This window comes from Streptomyces sp. NPDC060027, from assembly GCF_042737005.1.
In the GTDB taxonomy this organism is placed as follows: domain Bacteria; phylum Actinomycetota; class Actinomycetes; order Streptomycetales; family Streptomycetaceae; genus Streptomyces.
This window is the reverse complement of record NZ_JBHWVI010000038.1, coordinates 24,081-42,533: the sequence shown is the minus strand read 5'-3', so window position 1 is coordinate 42,533 and position 18,453 is coordinate 24,081. Positions and strand designations below refer to the sequence as shown.

At 71.7% G+C, this 18,453-nt stretch carries 14 protein-coding genes and 1 pseudogene; 12 read left to right on the top strand and 3 right to left on the bottom strand.

What is annotated here, in order from left to right:
- The first annotated feature begins 29 nt into the window (after positions 1 to 29).
- The 9 genes from ACFWBT_RS12925 (at position 30) to ACFWBT_RS12885 (ending at position 9,179) form a co-directional block, all read left to right on the top strand.
- Positions 30 to 713: a two-component system response regulator gene (locus tag ACFWBT_RS12925; RefSeq protein ID WP_266763357.1), complete on the top strand. Its 684-nt coding sequence runs from the start codon at positions 30 to 32 to the stop codon at positions 711 to 713.
- A gap of 134 nt (positions 714 to 847) precedes the next feature.
- Entirely contained in the window at positions 848 to 3,586 is a 2,739-nt protein-coding gene (locus ACFWBT_RS12920) for a DNA translocase FtsK (RefSeq protein ID WP_385698909.1), read from the top strand.
- A 331-nt stretch (positions 3,587 to 3,917) separates the two neighbouring features.
- Positions 3,918 to 4,775: a helix-turn-helix domain-containing protein gene (locus ACFWBT_RS12915; protein ID WP_385698906.1), complete on the top strand. Its 858-nt coding sequence runs from the start codon at positions 3,918 to 3,920 to the stop codon at positions 4,773 to 4,775.
- Between the two features lie 91 nt (positions 4,776 to 4,866).
- Positions 4,867 to 6,345 (top strand): 30S ribosomal protein S12 methylthiotransferase RimO, encoded by a 1,479-nt coding sequence (gene rimO / locus ACFWBT_RS12910; RefSeq protein WP_385698904.1) that lies wholly within the window; start codon positions 4,867 to 4,869, stop codon positions 6,343 to 6,345.
- A complete protein-coding gene (gene pgsA / locus ACFWBT_RS12905; RefSeq protein WP_385698901.1) occupies positions 6,342 to 7,073 on the top strand; it encodes a CDP-diacylglycerol--glycerol-3-phosphate 3-phosphatidyltransferase in 732 nt (243 codons plus the stop codon). The genes rimO and pgsA overlap by 4 nt, the downstream gene beginning before the upstream one ends.
- Complete coding sequence (locus ACFWBT_RS12900) at positions 7,070 to 7,615, top strand: CinA family protein (protein ID WP_385698899.1); 546 nt, start codon at positions 7,070 to 7,072, stop codon at positions 7,613 to 7,615. The genes pgsA and ACFWBT_RS12900 overlap by 4 nt, the downstream gene beginning before the upstream one ends.
- A 109-nt stretch (positions 7,616 to 7,724) precedes the next feature.
- Positions 7,725 to 8,102, top strand: a complete 378-nt coding sequence (locus ACFWBT_RS12895) for a helix-turn-helix domain-containing protein (RefSeq protein WP_384789165.1) — start codon at positions 7,725 to 7,727, stop codon at positions 8,100 to 8,102.
- A gap of 235 nt (positions 8,103 to 8,337) precedes the next feature.
- Positions 8,338 to 8,808 carry a Dps family protein gene (locus ACFWBT_RS12890; protein WP_385698896.1) on the top strand — a complete coding sequence of 157 codons (471 nt, stop codon included), beginning with the start codon at positions 8,338 to 8,340 and terminating at the stop codon, positions 8,806 to 8,808.
- Between the two features lie 101 nt (positions 8,809 to 8,909).
- Positions 8,910 to 9,179, top strand: coding sequence for a hypothetical protein (locus ACFWBT_RS12885; RefSeq protein ID WP_385698893.1), 270 nt, complete (start codon positions 8,910 to 8,912; stop codon positions 9,177 to 9,179).
- A gap of 156 nt (positions 9,180 to 9,335) precedes the next feature.
- On the opposite strand, the gene ACFWBT_RS12880 is transcribed toward ACFWBT_RS12885, so the two are convergent.
- The 3 genes from ACFWBT_RS12880 to ACFWBT_RS12870 form a co-directional block, all read right to left on the bottom strand.
- Positions 9,336 to 10,097, bottom strand: coding sequence for an SDR family NAD(P)-dependent oxidoreductase (locus tag ACFWBT_RS12880; protein WP_385698891.1), 762 nt, complete (start codon positions 10,095 to 10,097; stop codon positions 9,336 to 9,338).
- A gap of 84 nt (positions 10,098 to 10,181) precedes the next feature.
- Entirely contained in the window at positions 10,182 to 11,054 is an 873-nt protein-coding gene (locus ACFWBT_RS12875) for an Fpg/Nei family DNA glycosylase (protein WP_385698888.1), read from the bottom strand.
- 55 nt (positions 11,055 to 11,109) lie between these two features.
- Positions 11,110 to 16,155, bottom strand: a complete 5,046-nt coding sequence (locus ACFWBT_RS12870; RefSeq protein WP_385698886.1) for an ATP-dependent helicase — start codon at positions 16,153 to 16,155, stop codon at positions 11,110 to 11,112.
- A gap of 199 nt (positions 16,156 to 16,354) precedes the next feature.
- Between ACFWBT_RS12870 and ACFWBT_RS12865 the strand changes: the two are divergent.
- The 3 genes and pseudogenes from ACFWBT_RS12865 to ACFWBT_RS12855 form a co-directional block, all read left to right on the top strand.
- Positions 16,355 to 17,266, top strand: a pseudogene (locus ACFWBT_RS12865) (AraC family ligand binding domain-containing protein); the annotation flags it as partial.
- On the top strand, positions 17,221 to 18,057 hold the full coding sequence (locus ACFWBT_RS12860; protein ID WP_385698884.1) for an AzlC family ABC transporter permease: 837 nt from the start codon (positions 17,221 to 17,223) through the stop codon (positions 18,055 to 18,057). The pseudogene ACFWBT_RS12865 and the gene ACFWBT_RS12860, both read left to right, overlap by 46 nt.
- Positions 18,054 to 18,362, top strand: a complete 309-nt coding sequence (locus ACFWBT_RS12855; RefSeq protein ID WP_385698881.1) for an AzlD domain-containing protein — start codon at positions 18,054 to 18,056, stop codon at positions 18,360 to 18,362. Before ACFWBT_RS12860 ends, ACFWBT_RS12855 begins: the two co-directional genes overlap by 4 nt.
- Positions 18,363 to 18,453 lie beyond the last annotated feature (91 nt).

Genomic DNA, 18,453 nt, shown 5'->3' with positions numbered 1-18,453 from the left:
GCCCCATGCCGGGGCGAGGAGGGCGGGCCATGGTGCAGAAGGCCAAGATCCTCCTGGTCGATGACCGGCCGGAGAATCTGCTGGCGCTGGAGGCGATTCTCTCGGCGCTCGATCAGACACTGGTGCGGGCATCGTCCGGGGAGGAAGCGCTCAAGGCGCTGCTCACGGACGACTTCGCGGTCATTCTGCTGGATGTCCAGATGCCGGGCATGGACGGTTTCGAAACGGCCGCGCACATCAAGCGGCGGGAGCGGACCCGGGACATCCCGATCATCTTCCTCACCGCGATCAACCACGGCCCGCATCACACCTTCCGGGGTTACGCGGCCGGCGCGGTGGACTACATCTCCAAGCCGTTCGACCCGTGGGTGCTGCGCGCGAAGGTCTCCGTGTTCGTCGAGCTCTACATGAAGAACTGCCAACTCCGGGAGCAGGCGGCCCTGCTGAGGCTCCAGCTGGAGGGTGGCGGCAAGGCGGCGCTCGGCGACGCCAAGGAGCCCGCCGGACTCCTCGCCGAACTCTCGGCGCGGCTCGCGGCCGTCGAGGAGCAGGCCGAGGCGCTGTCCAAGCAGCTCGACGACGACTCCGCCGACGCGGCGGCGGTGGCGACCGCTGCCCATCTCGAACGCAAACTCACCGGACTGCGCAGGGCGCTTGACGCACTGGAGCCGGGCACGGGGAGCGGGGCACCCTCGGTGCCGTCGCAGAGCTGACGCCCCCGCGGACGGGTCCGTGCCGTGGACGGGCATGAGGACGCGTCAGTTCCGGTCCCCGGTAAGGGCGACACGAACGGGTGAAGCAGTGGGCACACGTGTCCGCTGTCGTCTCCACCGGTAACCTCACACTCATGGCCTCACGTCAGTCCGCAGCCAAGAAGCCGCCCGCGAAGAAGGCGGCCGCTCCGACGAAGGCTCCGGCGAAGAAGGCCCCCGCGAAAAAGGCAGCCGCCAAGAAGGCGCCTGCCAAGAGGGCCGCGGCGAAGAAGCCCGCTCCCGCGCCGGCGCCCAACCCGACCGCGGGCGTGTACAGACTCGTACGCGCCCTGTGGTTGGGACTCGCTCATGCCGTCGGAGCCACCTTCCGTGGCATAGGGCGGGGCGCCAGGGGGCTCGACCCGGCGCACCGCAAGGACGGACTCGCGCTCCTGCTGCTCGGCCTCGCGCTGATCGTCGCGGCGGGTACCTGGTCCAGTCTGCGCGGCCCCGTCGGCGACCTCGTCGAGATGCTGGTCACCGGTGCCTTCGGCCGCCTCGACCTCCTCGTCCCGATACTCCTCGGCGTCATCGCGGCCCGGCTCATCCGGCACCCCGAGCAGCCCGAGGCGAACGGCCGCATCGTGATCGGCCTGTCCGCGCTGGTGATCGGCGTGCTCGGACAGGTGCACATCGCGTGCGGCGCGCCCGCGCGCAGCGACGGCATGCAGGCGATAAGGGATGCCGGCGGGCTCATCGGCTGGGGCGCGTCCACCCCACTGACGTACACGATGGGCGACGTCCTGGCGGTCCCCCTCCTCGTGCTGCTCACGATCTTCGGGCTGCTCGTCGTCACGGCGACCCCGGTCAACGCGATTCCGCAGCGGCTGCGGCTGCTCGGCCAGAAGCTCGGCATCGTCCAGGCCGACTTCGACGAGGACGCGTTCGGCGAGGACGACGAGCGCTACGACGAGCAGTGGCGCGACGGGACCCCGGCGAGCCCCCGCAGGCGCTCGCGCCCCCCCGAGGCGTACGACCCCGACGGCGCGGAGCAGGAGGCGCTCACCAGACGCCGGAGCCGCCCGCGGCGCCCCGGCGCGCAGCAGCCCGACATGAACCGGCCGATGGACGCCGTGGACGTCGCCGCGGCCGCCGCCGCGGCCCTGGACGGTGCCGTGCTGCACGGCATGCCGCCCTCGCCCCTGGTCGCCGATCTGACGCAGGGCGTCCGCGTCGAGCGGGACGGGTACGAGGAGACGACACCGGTACCGGCCGCCCGCGCCAAGGCCGTACCGGGCGCCAAGCGGCCCAAGCAGGAGGCTCTGGCGGTCGAGTCCGTCGTGCCCGACCTGACCAAGTCCGCGCCCGACGCCCCGCGCGAGCTGCCCCCGCGCGCGGAGCAGCTCCAGCTCTCCGGGGACATCACCTACTCGCTGCCCTCGCTCGATCTCCTGGAGCGGGGCGGCCCCGGCAAGACGCGCAGCGCCGCCAACGACGCGGTGGTCGCCTCCCTCCAGAACGTCTTCAGGGAGTTCAAGGTCGACGCCGCCGTCACCGGCTTCACGCGCGGCCCGACGGTCACACGCTACGAGGTCGAGCTCGGCCCCGCCGTGAAGGTCGAGCGGATCACGGCGCTCACCAAGAACATCGCGTACGCGGTCGCCAGCCCCGACGTGCGGATCATCAGCCCGATCCCCGGCAAGTCCGCGGTCGGCATCGAGATCCCCAACACCGACCGCGAGATGGTCAACCTCGGTGACGTGCTGCGGCTCGCGGACGCGGCGGAGGACGACCACCCGATGCTGGTCGCGCTCGGCAAGGACGTCGAGGGCGGCTATGTGATGGCCAACCTCGCGAAGATGCCGCACGTCCTCGTCGCCGGAGCCACCGGTTCGGGCAAGTCGTCGTGCATCAACTGCCTGATCACCTCGGTCATGGTCCGGGCGACCCCGGAGGACGTGCGGATGGTCCTCGTCGACCCCAAGCGCGTCGAGCTGACCGCGTACGAGGGCATCCCGCACCTGATCACGCCGATCATCACCAACCCGAAGCGGGCCGCCGAGGCGCTGCAGTGGGTCGTACGGGAGATGGATCTGCGCTACGACGACCTCGCGGCGTTCGGGTTCCGGCACATCGACGACTTCAACGAGGCCATCAGGAACGGCAAGGTCAAGCTGCCCGAGGGCAGTGAGCGCGAGCTGAGCCCGTACCCGTACCTCCTGGTGATCGTCGACGAGCTCGCCGACCTGATGATGGTCGCCCCGCGTGACGTCGAGGACGCGATCGTGCGCATCACCCAGCTCGCCCGCGCGGCCGGCATCCACCTGGTGCTCGCCACGCAGCGGCCGTCCGTGGACGTCGTCACCGGTCTGATCAAGGCCAACGTGCCCTCCCGGCTCGCCTTCGCGACCTCGTCCCTCGCGGACTCGCGGGTCATCCTCGACCAGCCCGGCGCCGAGAAGCTGATCGGCAAGGGCGACGGACTCTTCCTGCCGATGGGGGCCAACAAGCCCACGCGTATGCAGGGCGCCTTCGTCACCGAGGACGAGGTCGCGGTCATCGTGCAGCACTGCAAGGATCAGATGGCGCCCGTCTTCCGGGACGACGTCACCGTGGGCACCAAGCAGAAGAAGGAGATCGACGAGGACATCGGCGACGACCTCGATCTGCTGTGCGCGGCCGCCGAACTCGTCGTCACCTCGCAGTTCGGGTCCACCTCGATGCTCCAGCGCAAGCTGCGCGTGGGCTTCGCCAAGGCCGGCCGGCTGATGGACCTCATGGAGTCGCGCGGGATCGTCGGCCCCAGCGAGGGTTCGAAGGCTCGTGACGTGCTCGTGAAGACCGATGAGCTGGATGGAGTGTTGGCCGTGATTCGCGGGGAAGCAGAAGCGTAGAGCGTTCGGCGGAGGACGACGGGACAGGCCGTTCGCGGTGAACACGTGGCGGGTCACTCAGGGAGTGGGCGACTCGCCGGGCGGATGGCGGAACGTCATGTTCCGCCCCAGGCTGATATGCGAACGTGACTCACCCGTAAGGAGTCGGCGGGCAACCGTTTCTCTTCGCCGCACGTCAAGTTGAGCGAAGGGACGCCAACATGTCCCGGCATCAGGATGACCGGCCATTCTGATGGCGTACAAAGTCCTACCGCCCGGTTGCCCCACCCTTTCGTACCCCCCCTAGACTGAACTTCCAGCACAGGTGGCTACACGCTCGAAAGGCGCCCCCGTGTCCATCGTCAACTCCCCTGACGGCAACTCACCCGAAGACGAGCGTCCGTTCGAAGACGACCGTACGGCCGAGCGGCTCTCGATCGGCCGTGCCCTCCAGCAGGCACGCATCGAGGTCGGTCTGACCGTCGACGACGTCAGTAACGCCACCCGCGTCCGTATCACCATCATCCACGCCATCGAACAGGACGACTTCGCCCCCTGTGGCGGCGACGTCTACGCCCGCGGCCACATCCGGACCCTGGCCCGCGCCGTCCAGCTCGATCCGGCCCCGCTGCTCACGCAGTACGACGCCGACCACGGCGGACGTCCCGCGCCGACGCCCGCCGCCCCGCTCTTCGAGGCGGAACGCATCCGTCCCGAGCGGCGCGGACCGAACTGGACGGCCGCCATGGTCGCCGCGATCGTCGCGGTGATCGGCTTCGTCGGGTTCACCGCGGTCAAGGGCGGGGACGGCGACGACGGCTCGAAGACTCAGGTCGCCGAGGGGTCCACGCCGACCACCAAGAAGTCCGCCTCGCCCAGCACGGCCGCCAGCAAGCCCGCCGACCCGAAGCCCGAGCCGTCCGACAGCGCCATCGCGGCCGCCCCGCAGGACAAGGTGACCGTCCAGGTCAGCGCGGCGGACGGACGCAGCTGGATCTCCGCCAAGGACCACAACGGGCGGATGCTCTTCGACGGACTGCTGAAGCAGGGCGAGTCCAAGACCTTCCAGGACAGCTCCAAGATCAACCTCATCCTGGGGGACGCCGGCGCCATCCAGCTGTACGTCAACGGCAAGAAGATCGAGGACGACTTCCAGCCGGGCGCCGTCGAGCGTCTGACGTACACGAAGGGCGACCCGCAGGTCGGCTAGGGGTCCGAAGGAACAAGCAGGTACGGGGTTGGCCAAGATCGGCCAACCCCGTCGACGTGGGCTGTCGGTGAGACAAAGTAGTCTTGAGCCCATGCCTGAACGCCGTACCGTCGCACTTGTCACTCTTGGCTGCGCCCGTAACGAGGTGGACTCGGAGGAGCTCGCAGGCCGCTTGGAGGCGGACGGCTGGCAACTCGTGGAGGACGCCGAGGAAGCGGACGTCGCCGTCGTCAACACCTGCGGCTTCGTCGAAGCCGCCAAGAAGGACTCCGTCGACGCCCTCCTCGAAGCCAATGATCTCAAGGGGCACGGCAGAACCCAGGCCGTCGTGGCGGTGGGCTGCATGGCCGAGCGGTACGGCAAGGAACTCGCCGAAGCGCTCCCCGAGGCCGACGGCGTGCTCGGCTTCGACGACTACGCCGAAATCTCCGACCGCCTCCAGACCATCCTGAACGGCGGCATCCACGCCTCCCACACCCCGCGCGACCGGCGCAAGCTGCTGCCGATCAGCCCGGCCGAGCGGCAGAGCGCCGGCGAGGAAGTTGCCCTTCCCGGCCACGGCGCCCCCTCGGACCTCCCCGAAGGCGTTGCCCCGGTCTCCGGCCCCCGCGCGCCCCTGCGCCGCCGTCTGGACGGATCGCCCGTCGCCTCGGTGAAGCTGGCCTCCGGCTGCGACCGCCGCTGCTCCTTCTGCGCCATCCCCTCCTTCCGCGGCTCGTTCATCTCGCGCCGCCCCAGCGACGTCCTGAACGAGGCCCGCTGGCTCGCCGAGCAGGGCGTCAAGGAAGTGATGCTCGTCTCGGAGAACAACACCTCGTACGGCAAGGACCTGGGTGACATCCGTCTCTTGGAGACGATGCTGCCCGAGCTGGCCGAGATCGACGGCATCGAGCGCGTGCGCGTCAGCTACCTGCAGCCCGCCGAGATGCGCCCCGGACTCATCGACGTCCTGACGTCGACACCGAACATCGCGCCCTACTTCGACCTGTCCTTCCAGCACTCCGCGCCCGACGTGCTCCGCTCGATGCGCCGCTTCGGCGACACCGACCGGTTCCTGGAGCTGCTCGACACCATCCGCTCCAAGGCCCCGCAGGCCGGGGTGCGCTCCAACTTCATCGTGGGCTTCCCCGGTGAGAGCGAGGCCGACCTCGCGGAGCTGGAGCGCTTCCTCACCGGTGCCCGCCTCGACGCGATCGGTGTCTTCGGGTACTCCGACGAGGACGGCACCGAAGCGGCGACGTACGAGAACAAGCTGGACGAGGACGTCGTCGCCGAGCGCCTCGCGCGTGTCTCCCGGCTCGCCGAGGAGCTGGTCGCCCAGCGCGCCGAGGAGCGTGTGGGCGAGACCGTGCACGTGCTGGTGGAGTCCCTGGACGACGAGGACGGGGCGTACGGCCGCGCCGCGCACCAGGCACCGGAGACGGACGGCCAGGTGCTGTTCACGAGCGGCGAGGGTCTGACCGTCGGCCGTATCGTCGAGGCCAAGGTGGTCGGCACGGAAGGTGTCGACCTGGTGGCCGAGCCGCTGCTCCTCGGCTCGCTCGCGTGTACTGAGGAGGCGGCCAGATGACCGGAGTCCCGGCATCCGCGGCAGGCGGCTCCCCCGGCGCCAAAGGTGCGACGGGCGCTCCCGGAGCATCCGGCGCATCCGGTGCTCCGGGGGACGCGAAGCCGGCCCGGGGCGGGAAGCTGGGCGCTGCGGCCGTCAATCAGGCCAGCCTCTGGAACATCGCCAACATCCTGACCATGATCCGGCTCGTCCTCGTGCCGGGCTTCGTGGCCCTGATGCTGGCCGACGGCGGATACGACCCCGCCATGCGCGCCTGGGCGTGGGCGGCCTTCGCCGTCGCCATGATCACCGACATTTTCGACGGTCATCTGGCACGCACGTACAACCTCGTCACCGACTTCGGGAAGATCGCCGACCCGATCGCCGACAAGGCGATCATGGGCGCTGCGCTGATCTGTCTGTCCGCCCTCGGTGATCTGCCCTGGTGGGTCACCTTCGTGATCCTCGGACGGGAGCTCGGCGTCACCCTGCTCCGCTTCATCGTGATCCGCTACGGGGTCATCCCGGCGAGCCGCGGCGGCAAGCTCAAGACGCTGGCCCAGGGCACGGCCGTCGGCATGTACATCCTGGCGCTGACGGGGGCCCTGGCCACCCTGAGGTTCTGGGTGATGGCCGTCGCGGTCATCCTGACCGTGGTCACCGGGCTCGACTATGTGAGACAGGCCATTGTGCTGCGCAGGCGCGGAATCGCCGAGCGGCGGGCGGCCGCCGCGGAGGCCGAGCGGTGAGTTCCGCGGCCACTGAAGTGGTGCGACTACTCACGGTGAGGGGTGAGACGCTCGCCGTCGCCGAGTCGCTCACCGGTGGTCTGGTGGCGGCGGAGATCACCGCGGTGCCGGGTGCCTCGAAGGTCTTCCGGGGGTCCGTGACCGCGTACGCCACCGAACTGAAGAACGAACTGCTGGGCGTCGACGCCACTCTCCTGGCCGAGCGCGGCGCGGTGGATCCGCAGGTCGCGGCCGAGATGGCGACCGGAGTACGCAAGGCGCTCGGCGCGGACTGGGGGATCGCGACCACCGGCGTCGCCGGTCCGGACCCCCAGGACGGACAGCCGGTCGGCACGGTCTACGTGGCCGTCGACGGGCCCCCCGGATCAACTTTCCTCACCGCTCGTGGCGGGAAAGTGGCGCCGCTGCGGTTGAACGGCGACCGGGCGGAAATCCGTATGGAGAGTGTACGCAGCGTACTCGCGCTGCTCCTCCAAGAGCTCGCGGGCGAACAGACCGGGAATGAGCGGGCACAGGATACGGAACAGAACGGGGGGTTTTGATGTTTGCAGCCCTGAGTGAACACGACATCGCTCCCCGCACGGCCGCGGCGCAAGGCGGTACGGTGGGGCGTGAAGGATGCGGCTACGCGGTCCGAGGAGGGAGCCACCGATGATTCTGCTCCGTCGCCTGCTGGGTGACGTGCTGCGTCGGCAGCGCCAGCGCCAGGGCCGTACTCTGCGCGAAGTCTCCTCGTCCGCCCGAGTTTCACTCGGCTATCTCTCCGAGGTGGAGCGGGGGCAGAAGGAGGCATCCTCCGAACTGCTCTCCGCGATCTGCGACGCGCTGGACGTACGGATGTCCGAGCTCATGCGGGAAGTGAGCGACGATCTCGCCCTCGCGGAGCTGGCACAGTCGGCTGCGGCCACCGAACCGGTGCCCGCACCGGTTCGTCGCCCGATGCTCAATTCCGTATCGGTGACCGGTGTGCCACCGGAACGGGTCACGATCAAGGCGCCTGCCGAGGCGGTCGACGTCGTCGCCGCCTGACGCCCACCAGCTCGCTTCCATGGGCTGAGCACGCGTTTCGAAAGCCCCGGCCGGGGCTTCTCCAGGGAGATCTGGAGGGGTCCGGTCGGGGCTTTCGCGTTGTCCGGGGCCCTGATGGTCGCCGGCGATTCCCTTTCATCCCTGATGGGTCCATTTGCCGGTATTCGACGCGGCCTCCATGGTGGAGGTGCGGCGAGGCCGGTCGGGCGTTGCCGCGGTGAATCGGAGGATGTGGATGTACGTCGTGAAGAGCTCCCTGTCCGACGCGGACCTGAAGATCGTCGCCGAGGCGCTGCAGGGCGCCCTGGTCGACCTGGTGGACCTCTCGCTCGTCGCGAAGCAGGTCCACTGGAACGTGGTCGGGCCCCGCTTCCGTTCCGTCCACCTCCAGCTCGACGAGGTCGTGGACACGGCGCGACTGCACTCCGACACCGTGGCGGAGCGCGCCTCGACCCTGGGCGTTCCGCCGGACGGGCGGGCCGCGACGGTGGCGTCGAGCAGCGGTATCGGAGCGACCCCCGCGGGCTGGATCAAGGACACCGACGCCGTGCGGGCGCTCGTGGAGGCGCTGGGCGCGGTGATCACGCGGATGCGGGAGCGGGTGACCGTCACCGAGGCCCCTGATCCGGTGAGCCAGGACATCTTCATCGGGATCACGGCCGATCTCGAGAAGCATCACTGGATGTTCCAGGCGGAGAACGGGTGACGGCCGGGGAGCCGTTCCGCCCCGGCCCCTTCCGTGTGCCGTCGGTGTGCCCTGCTCGCGCTTGAGATCGGCGGCCCGGTGCCGGGCCGGAGGAGGGTGCCATGCCAGGGCGAATAGTGCGCCGGGGGGCTGCCCTGGTGCTCGGCGCGCTGTGGTGGTGCAGCGTGCTCCGGCTCGCGCTGGCGCCCGACGCCGGGGTGCTCGAAGGGGCGGTCGCGGCGGGCGGATGGGGGCTCAGCCTGCTGCCGGTCCACTGCGTCCCGAAGTCCCGGGCGGTAGGCGCCGTGGGGTCGGACCGATGGCGGGCCTACTGGCGGGACGCCTGGCGCCGACGCGGGAGCGGTAGCGGGCGTGCTTCTGGAGTGGGCTAGGGGCCGGTGGGGTGCGTGGGACGCGGGGGGCCGTGGGGGAGGGGTGCGGTCGGGGCGCTTCGGTGTGAGCCCTGGGGTGAGCCGGCGGTCGGGGGTGCGCGGGTGTGGGCGGGGTTCGCGTGGGTGAGGCCGGGTGTGCGGGGTGGCGGTGGCCGGCTACCAGGGCATGGCGACGCCGCCGTTGGGGCGCAGGATCTGGCCCGTGGTGAATGCCGAGGCGTCCGAGGCGAGGTGCAGCACGGCGTGCGCGATGTCCTCGGGTTCGCCGACACGGCCCAGCGGTGAGAGGCGTGCCATGAACGCCTCCGTCTGTGCCTGCTTCTCACCGTGACGATCGGTCATGGGGGTACGGATCCAGCCGGGCGCCACGGCGTTGACGCGAATGCCGTGCGGGCCGACCTCGGTCGCCAGCGTCTTCGTCAGCTGGACGACGGCCGCCTTGGCCGCGCTGTAGCAGAGCAGGCCCGGGCCGCCGGTGTCGATCGCGCCCGAGGCCATCGTGATGATGCTGCCCCGGGCGCTGTTCGCGATCATGGAGCGCGCCGCCTCCTGGCAGGCGTACAGCACGCCCTTGAAATTGACGCTCAGCACCCGGTCGAGATCCTCGTCCAGGGTCTCCAGGACCGGGCTGCTGTGCATGATCCCGGCGATCGCCGCCATGACGTCGACACGGCCGCACGACGCCACGGCCTGCTGGATCTGGGTGCGGTCGGTGACGTCGAGCGGGTAGGTGCGGGCGGTGCCGCCCTGGTCCTTGATCAGCGTCGTCGTCTCGTGCAGGCCCTGCTCGTCGACGTCCGCGCAGTGAAGGGTGGCGCCCGCCTGCGCGAGCAGGAGCGCGGACGCGCGGCCGATGCCGCCGGCCGCGCCGGTGACGAATGCCGTGCGTCCGGTCAGGTCGTACGCGGGGAGGGCCATGAAGCGACGGTACGAGGGTTTCTGACGGGTCGTCAATTATCTGTACGGACTTGACGCGCGGTCGCGTGAGCCCGATGCCTGTCTCTAGTGGTGCCGTCGGTCCGGGGTCGGGGACGCGTAGCCGGTGGTGCCGTACTCCGGGGTGGTGTGGTGGCCGCCGGGTGGTGGGGTGGGTCCCGTCTGGCATCGAGGGCACCAGTACGTGGGGCGCTCGCGGGAACCGTCGCCCTGGTTCGCCGAGCGGATCCGCGTTCCGCAGCGCAGACAGGGCCGAGAGGCGCGGCCGTACACGAAGAGGTTCTGCTCGCGGCGCCCCGTGGTGACGCGGGCCGGACGGTCGCGGTTGAACTCCAGCAACTTCTTGGCGAGCACCGGCAGCTGGACGGCGAGATCGGTGGGCAGGGCGCCGACGGGGAGCCACGGGGTGACGCCGAGCAGGAAGCACAGCTCGCTTTTGTAGACGTTGCCGATGCCGGCGAGATTCCGCTGGTCGAGGAGGGCCTCGCCGAGGGGGCGGTCAGGATCGCGAAGGAGGTTCGCCAGCGCCTTGCCCGGGTCCCAGTCCGGACCCAGGAGGTCGGGGCCGAGATGACCGACCGCTCGGGCCTCGTCGGTGGTGCGGAGCAGTTCCACTACGGGCAGCCGGTAGCCGACCGCCGTGCGGTCCGTGGTGCCGAGGATGACCCGGATCTGGTGTGCGGGACCGCCGCTCCAGCGCCGGCCGGTCTCGTACACCTTCCACGAACCGTCCATCCGCAGATGCGAGTGCAGGGTCAGACCGCCCTCGATCCGGGTGAGGAGGTGCTTGCCGCGCGGGGTGACGTCCAGGACGGCGCGACCGGTGAGGTCCGCCGTGGCGTGCTGGGGCACCCGCAGGTCGGAATGGGTCAGCACCTGGCCCGCGAGGGCGACGTGCAGCCGCCTCGCGGCCTGCCAGACGGTGTCTCCTTCGGGCATGACTCCAGGGTGGCACGGGTGGGTGGAGCTCGGGGCGGACGCTGGGGGCTGGTGCTCAGGCGCGCAGGCGGAGTCCGCGCGGTGTGGCGATGAAGCCCGCTCCTTCCAGGAGGGTTCCGAGGGGAGAGGTGAGGGCCGAGGTGCCGTTGACGCGCTCGACGGTGACCGTGCCGAGCGAACCCGCGCGGGCGGCGGCGGCCAGGGCCTCCGCCGCGGCACGCAGGCGCGGGTCCTCCAAGACCGAGCTGTCGGGGTCCGTGGGCCAGGCGAGCAGGGTCTTGCCGCCGCGTTCCATGTACAGAGCCAGCTCACCGTCCACCAGGACGACCAGGGAACCTGCCTTGCGGCCCGGCTTGTGGCCCGCCCCGGTCGGGGGTTCGGGCCAGGAGAGGGCCGCGCCGTAGGCGTTCGCGGGGTCGGCGGCGGCCAGTACGACGGCCGGGGAGGTCGTACGGGAACGGGCGCCCGGGAAACCCGGGGCGTTGGGATGGCCGGAACCGTTCGTCGGGTACGGCGAGCCGGCGCGGTGGGGCGGGGTGTTCGGGCGGTGGGGCGCGTCGGGGTAGCGGGAGCCGGCCGAGAAGGCGGAGTCGGCGGAGAAGGTGTGGCCGTGGCCGTCGCTGTCGCCGTCTTCGCCGAAGTCGGGGCTGCCGATGCCCGTCTCGTGTCCGTCGGGATCTGGCGTACCGGAGGCGCCCCGGAAATCCTCGGCGCCCGGGAACGCCGAGAGGTCGGGGAACCCGGGGAGGTCCGCGGGGCCGAGGGCGAATCCCCGTCCGTTCGTCGAGCCGCGGTCGTCAGGAAAACCGTGGGCGCCGGGAGAGTTGTCCGTGAAGGCCGGCTCGGGCAGGCTGTCGCCCCGGTCCCGTGCGTTCGCCGCCGCGCGGAGGCGGTCCACCGCGCCGTCCATCGCGAACTGGGCGGCACCGAGACCCTCGACCACATACCCGCGCCGCGCCTGGCCGCTGTCCTCGAAGGCCGACAGGATGCGGTACACCGCCGAGAAGCCGCCCTCGACGCCCTCCGCGGCCACGGCACCCCGGGTCACCACGCCGTGCCGGTCGAGCAGTGTGCGGGCCAGGGCGTGGGCCCGCACGGTGGGGTCGGGCTCGCGCTCGGGCAACAGGGACCAGCGGCCCGCCACCGTGGGAGGGCCCGTACGCGACTGGGGGCGCGCGCCTCCCGTCAGCGAGCCGTAGCGCCCGCGGGGGACCGCGCGCTTGGCACGGTGCGCCGTGGACCCCGCGGTGCGGCCCGAACCCAGGAGCGAGCGCATCGGTGCGAGCGTGTCGTTCGTGAGGCGCCCGGACCAGGCCAGATCCCAGATCGCGTCGGCCAGTTGCGGATCGGTGGCGTCGGGATGAGTCGTGGCGCGGACCTGGTCGGCGATCTGGCGGAAGAAGAGGCCGTAGCCCCCGGACAGCGTGTCGAGGACCGACTGGTGAAGCGCGGTCGGCTCCAGGGGGTGCGCGGCGGGAAGGAGCAGCGGGGCGGCGTCCGCCAGATACAACGAGACCCAGCCGTCCTTGCCCGGCAGCGAACCCGCTCCGGCCCAGATCACCTCCCCCGCGGCCGTGAGCTCGTCGAGCAGCGCGGGCGTGTAGCCGGCGACCCGGGACGGCAGGACGAGCTTCTCCAACGCCGACGCCGGAACGGACGCGCCCTGCAACTGCTCGACGGCGCGCACCAGTCCGTCGACGCCGCGCAGCCCGTGACCGCTGCCCACGTGTTGCCACTGCGGCAGGAACTGGGCGAGCGCGGCGGGTGGCACCGGCTCGAGCTCATGACGCAGCGCCGCGAGCGAACGGCGGCGCAGCCTGCGCAGCACCGTCGCGTCGCACCACTCCTGGCCGATGCCCGCCGGATGGAACTCCCCTTGGACGACACGGCCGTTCGCGGCGAGCCGGTGCAGCGCGCCGTCGGTGACAGCCGGACCGAGACCGAAACGGGCGGCGGCCGTCGTCGAGGTGAACGGTCCGTGGGTGCGCGCGAACCGGGCGAGGAGATCGCCGAGCGGATCCTTGACCGGTTCGGTGAAGGCTTCCGGGACACCGACGGGCAGCGCCGTGCCGAGCGCGTCACGCAGCCGGCCGGCGTCCTCGATGGCGGCCCAGTGGTCGGCCCCGGCGATCCGGACCCTGATGGCGCGGCGGGCGCTGGCCAGCTCCTGGGCCCACTGCGGCTCCGCGCCCCGCTCGGCCAACTCGGCGTCCGTGAGAGGTCCCAGCAGACGCAGGAGGTCCGCGACCCCCTCCACGTCCTTGATGCGGCGGTCTTCGGTGAGCCACTGGAGTTCGCGCTCCAGCTCAGCCAGGACGTCGGCGTCGAGGAGCTCGCGCAGTTCGGCCTGGCCCAGGAGCTCGGCCAGCAGACGAGAGTCCAGCGACAGCGCGGCGGCCCGCCGCTCGGCGAGGGGCGAGTCGCCCTCGTACAGGAACTGGGCGACGTATCCGAAGAGCAGGGAGCGGGCGAAGGGGGAGGGCTCAGGTGTGGTGACCTCGACGAGCCGCACCTTGCGGGACTCGATGTCGCCCATGAGTTCGGTGAGGCCGGGGACGTCGAAGACGTCCTGGAGGCATTCGCGCACCGCCTCCAGGACGATCGGGAACGAACCGAACTCGCTTGCCACCTGCAGCAGTTGGGCGGCCCGCTGCCGCTGCTGCCACAGGGGGGTGCGCTTGCCGGGGCTGCGGCGCGGGAGGAGCAGGGCGCGGGCGGCGCACTCACGGAAGCGGGCGGCGAAGAGAGCCGAGCTGCCGACCTGGTCCGTGACGATCTGATTGACCTCGCCCTTGTCGAAGGCGACGTCCGCCGCGCCGATCGGCGCCTGCTCCGCGTCCCATTCGGTGCCCGCCTTCGAAGGCGCCTGGTCGAGCAGGTCCAGGCCCATCAGGTCGGCGTCGGGCAACCGCAGCACGATGCCGTCGTCGGCGTGCATGACCTGGGCGTCCATGCCGTACCGCTCGGAGAGCTTGGCACCCAGGGCGAGGGCCCAGGGGGCGTGGACCTGGGCGCCGAAGGGGGAGTGCACGACGACCCGCCAGTCGCCCAGCTCGTCGCGGAAGCGTTCGACGACGATCGTGCGGTCGTCCGGGATGTGACCGCATGCCTCGCGCTGTTCTTTCAGGTACGCGAGGACGTTGTCGGCGGCCCAGGCGTCCAGGCCCGCGGCGAGCAGGCGGAGGCGGGCGTCGTCCTCGGGGAGCGAGCCGACCTCGCGGAGGAAGGCGCCCACCGCGCGCCCCAGTTCGAGCGGACGTCCGAGCTGGTCGCCCTTCCAGAAGGGCAGCCTGCCGGGGACACCGGGCGCCGGGGAGACGAGGACCCGGTCCCGGGTGATGTCCTCGATGCGCCAGGAGCTGGTGCCGAGCGTGAAGACGTCACCCACGCGGGACTCGTAGACCATCTCCTCGTCGAGCTCGCCGACCCGGCCGCCACCCTTCTTGGGATCGGCCCCCGCCAGGAAGACTCCGAAGAGCCCGCGGTCGGGGATGGTGCCTCCGGAGGTGACGGCGAGACGCTGGGCGCCGGGGCGGCCGGTCACCGTACCCGCGACGCGGTCCCACACCACGCGGGGCCTCAGTTCCGCGAAGGCGTCGGACGGATAGCGGCCCGCGAGCATGTCGAGCACGGCCGTGAACGCCGACTCCGGGAGGGAGGCGAAGGGGGCCGCCCGGCGGACCGTGGTGAGCAGGTCGTCGACCTGCCAGGTGTCGAGCGCGGTCATGGCGACGAGCTGCTGGGCCAGCACGTCCAGAGGATTGGCGGGGACCCGGAGGGACTCGATGGAGCCCGTGCGCATCCGCTCGGTGACCACGGCGGCCTGCACCAGGTCGCCCCGGTACTTCGGGAAGACGACGCCGGTGGAGACCGCGCCGACCTGGTGACCCGCGCGCCCCACGCGCTGGAGCCCCGACGCCACGGACGGCGGGGACTCGACCTGGATGACGAGGTCGACCGCGCCCATGTCGATGCCCAGTTCGAGGCTGGAGGTGGCGACCACAGCGGGGAGACGGCCGGCCTTCAGGTCCTCCTCGACCTGGGCCCGCTGCTCCTTGGAGACCGAGCCGTGGTGGGCGCGGGCGATGACGGGCGGCGCCCCCTGAGCCGCGCCCGAGCCACCCATCAACTGGGCCGGGGCATGCGCCTCGTCGAGAGGCTCGCCGGTCGCCCTCTCGTACGCGATCTCGTTGAGCCGGTTGCACAGACGCTCCGCCAGGCGACGCGAGTTGGCGAACACGATGGTCGAGCGGTGGGACTGGACGAGGTCGGTGATCCGCTCCTCGACGTGCGGCCAGATGGAGGGCTTCTCCGCGCCCTCCTTGCCGTCGGCGGCCGGGGACCCGCCCAGCTCTCCCAGGTCCTCCACCGGGACGACCACGGAGAGGTCGAACTCCTTGCCGGACGGTGGCTGGACGATCTCCACCTTGCGCTGGGGCGAGAGATAGCGCGCCACCTCGTCCACGGGACGCACCGTCGCCGAGAGGCCGATACGCCGGGCGGGCTTCGGCAACAGCTCGTCGAGGCGCTCCAGAGTGAGCGCGAGGTGGGCCCCGCGCTTGGTGCCGGCGACCGCGTGCACCTCGTCCAGGATCACCGTCTCGATGCCCGTCAGCGCGTCGCGTGCGGCCGAGGTCAGCATCAGGAACAGCGACTCGGGGGTGGTGATCAGGATGTCCGGCGGGCGGGTGGCCAGCGCCCGGCGCTCGGCGGGCGGGGTGTCGCCGGAGCGGATGCCCACCCTCACCTCCGGCTCCGGGAGGCCGAGCCGCACGGACTCCTGGCGAATGCCGGTCAGCGGGCTGCGCAGATTCCGCTCCACGTCGACCGCGAGCGCCTTGAGGGGTGACACGTACAGAACCCGGCAGCGCTTCCTCGGGTCCGCCGGCGGCGGCGTCGAGGCCAGCTGGTCGAGCGCGGCGAGGAACGCGGCCAGGGTCTTGCCGGAACCGGTGGGGGCGACCACCAGCACGTCCGAGCCCGCACCGATGGCCGCCCATGCCCCGGCCTGGGCCGCGGTGGGCGCGGAAAAGGCCCCCGTGAACCAGCCGCGGGTCGCGGGGGAGAAGCCGTCGAGGGCTCGGTGTGCGGAGCTGACCATGCGTCCATCCTGCACCCGGTCACTGACAATCGCTCTGACCTGCGAGAACGCCTCGGCGAGGCGAGGCGAGGCGAGGCGGGGCGGGGTGCAGGGCGACGCGGGGTGTGGGGTGGGCGACGCGGAGCGGGGCGGGGGAGGAGAGGCCGGGGCGCGATGGGCTTCGGCGGTGGGTCCTGGCGCGGTGGCGGAGAATGAGGACGTGGCAGGTTCGGGGCAGGAGCGGGCACGGCACTGGCAGTACGCGGAGCTACCCGGTGTCGATCTGCTGCGCGCCCGCTACGTCGAGAAGATCTTCGTGCGGCACACCCACGAGAACTTCGTGATCGCCGCCATCACCGAGGGCGTCGAGGTCTTCCACCACGGCGGCGCCGATCAGTACGCCGGCCCGGGTTCCCTGGCACTCGTCAACCCCGACACCCCGCACACCGGGCGCGCGGGCGTTCCCGAAGGCTGGAGGTACGGCGCGGTGTACCCCTCGCCGGACATGGTGGCCGGGATCGCCGCCGAGACGACCACTCTTCGCGGCACCCCCGGATTCACCCGTCCGGTACTCGACGATCCTTACGCTGCGGGCCTGGTCCACCAGGTGCTCCGGGCCGCCGAGGAAGGCAACGCGCTGGCCGCCGACACCCTGCTGCGCGTCGCGGTGACCCGGCTGCTGCGCCTGAACGGAGGTCCGCTGCCGCAGCGGGTCGTGCGCACCGCGGGCGGCCGGCTCGCCGCACGCGCGCGTGGCGTGCTGGAGGAGCGGATGGCCGAGCCGCCGACCCTGGAGCGGCTGGCCGCCGACCTCGGCACCAGCTCGTTCGCGTTGCTGCGCGCGTTCCGGGACGCCTACGGGATGCCGCCCCACACCTGGCTGACCGACGCGCGCGTGCGCCGGGCACGGCACCTCCTGGACGCCGGTTCCGCTCCCGCCGAGGCGGCCGTCGCCGTCGGCTTCACCGACCAGCCGCACCTCAACCGCCACTTCACCCGGATCGTGGGCGTCCCCCCGGGCGCCTACCAGCGCGAGCGCAAGAACGTGCAAGACGTCGCGGGCGGTCTTCTCGTACCGTCCGGTGCGTGGCAGAACAGACAGCTCTCGCAGACATACGCAGTGAAGAAGGCGTAAAACCCGACGCCGCCGTCATCCGCGACGCCCTTGGGGTCGGGGTCGCCGTCGGACTGTCCGGTTTCGCCTTCGGGGTGACCTCGGCCGGCAGCGGGCTCACCCTGCTGCAGACCTGTGCGCTCAGCCTCCTGGTGTTCACCGGGGCGTCGCAGTTCGCGCTCGTGGGGGCGCTCGCGGCCGGGGGCAATCCGCTCACCGCCGCCGCGGGCGCGTTCTTCCTCGGGGTACGCAACGCCTTCTACGGTCTGCGTCTGTCACAGCTCCTCGCCCTCCCGCGCGCGGTGCGTCCGTTCGCCGCGCAGTGGGTGATCGACGAGACGACGGCCGTCGCGCTCGCCCAGCCCACCCGCCGCAGCGTCCGCCTCGGCTTCACCGTCACCGGCCTGTCCCTGTACCTCCTGTGGAACCTCACCACGCTGCTCGGCGCGGCGGGGGCCGAGGCCATCGGCGACACCGACGCGTGGGGCCTGGACGCCGCCGGGCCCGCCGTGTTCCTGGCGCTGCTCGCGCCGATGCTGAAGAGCACCACAGAACGTGCCGTCGCGGGAATCGCCGTCCTTCTGGGGCTCGGTCTGCTGCCCGTGCTGCCCGCCGGAGTCCCCGTGCTGGTGGCCGCCCTGGCCGCCCCCGCCGTTCTCTACGTGACGGGCCGCCGCGGTACGGCCACCGGCGCCGACGTGCCCACCGCCGCCGACGCGCCCACCGGCGCGTCGCACGAGGTACCGCCCGGCGCACTCGGGAAGACACCGGCCGGCGCGCCGAACGACGTATCAAGGGAAGACCGTTGAACATCTGGATCGCCATCGGCGTCACCGCCGTCGGCTGCTACGCCGTCAAACTCATCGGTCTGCTGATCCCCGCCGGCGTACTGGAGCGGCCGCTCGTGCAGCGCCTCGCCGCTCTGCTGCCCGTCGCTCTCCTGGCCGCCCTCACGGCCCAGCAGACCTTCGCCGACGGGAGCGTCCTCGTCGTCGACGCGAAGGCCGCGGGGCTCGCGGCGGCCGCTGTGGCACTGATCCTGCGTGCCCCGTTCCTGCTGGTGGTCGCCGCGGCCGTGGTGGTGACGGCCGGGGTCCGTGCGATGACAGGCTGACTTCCGGGCCCGCCCCGGCCCGGACACCCGGGCGCCCCGGCCCGGACACCCGGGCGCCCCGGCCCGGACACCCGGGCGCCCCGGCCCGGAC

Bases quoted from the DNA above. Each gene is read 5' to 3' on its own strand.
- ACFWBT_RS12925 (WP_266763357.1), top strand. From the start codon at position 30: ATGGTGCAGAAGGCCAAGATCCTCCTGGTCGATGACCGGCCGGAGAAT.
- ACFWBT_RS12920 (WP_385698909.1), top strand. From the start codon at position 848: ATGGCCTCACGTCAGTCCGCAGCCAAGAAGCCGCCCGCGAAGAAGGCG.
- rimO (WP_385698904.1), top strand. From the start codon at position 4,867: ATGCCTGAACGCCGTACCGTCGCACTTGTCACTCTTGGCTGCGCCCGT.
- pgsA (WP_385698901.1), top strand. From the start codon at position 6,342: ATGACCGGAGTCCCGGCATCCGCGGCAGGCGGCTCCCCCGGCGCCAAA.
- ACFWBT_RS12895 (WP_384789165.1), top strand. From the start codon at position 7,725: ATGATTCTGCTCCGTCGCCTGCTGGGTGACGTGCTGCGTCGGCAGCGC.
- ACFWBT_RS12890 (WP_385698896.1), top strand. From the start codon at position 8,338: ATGTACGTCGTGAAGAGCTCCCTGTCCGACGCGGACCTGAAGATCGTC.
- ACFWBT_RS12885 (WP_385698893.1), top strand. From the start codon at position 8,910: ATGCCAGGGCGAATAGTGCGCCGGGGGGCTGCCCTGGTGCTCGGCGCG.
- ACFWBT_RS12880 (WP_385698891.1), bottom strand. From the start codon at position 10,097: ATGGCCCTCCCCGCGTACGACCTGACCGGACGCACGGCATTCGTCACC.
- ACFWBT_RS12875 (WP_385698888.1), bottom strand. From the start codon at position 11,054: ATGCCCGAAGGAGACACCGTCTGGCAGGCCGCGAGGCGGCTGCACGTC.
- ACFWBT_RS12870 (WP_385698886.1), bottom strand. From the start codon at position 16,155: ATGGTCAGCTCCGCACACCGAGCCCTCGACGGCTTCTCCCCCGCGACC.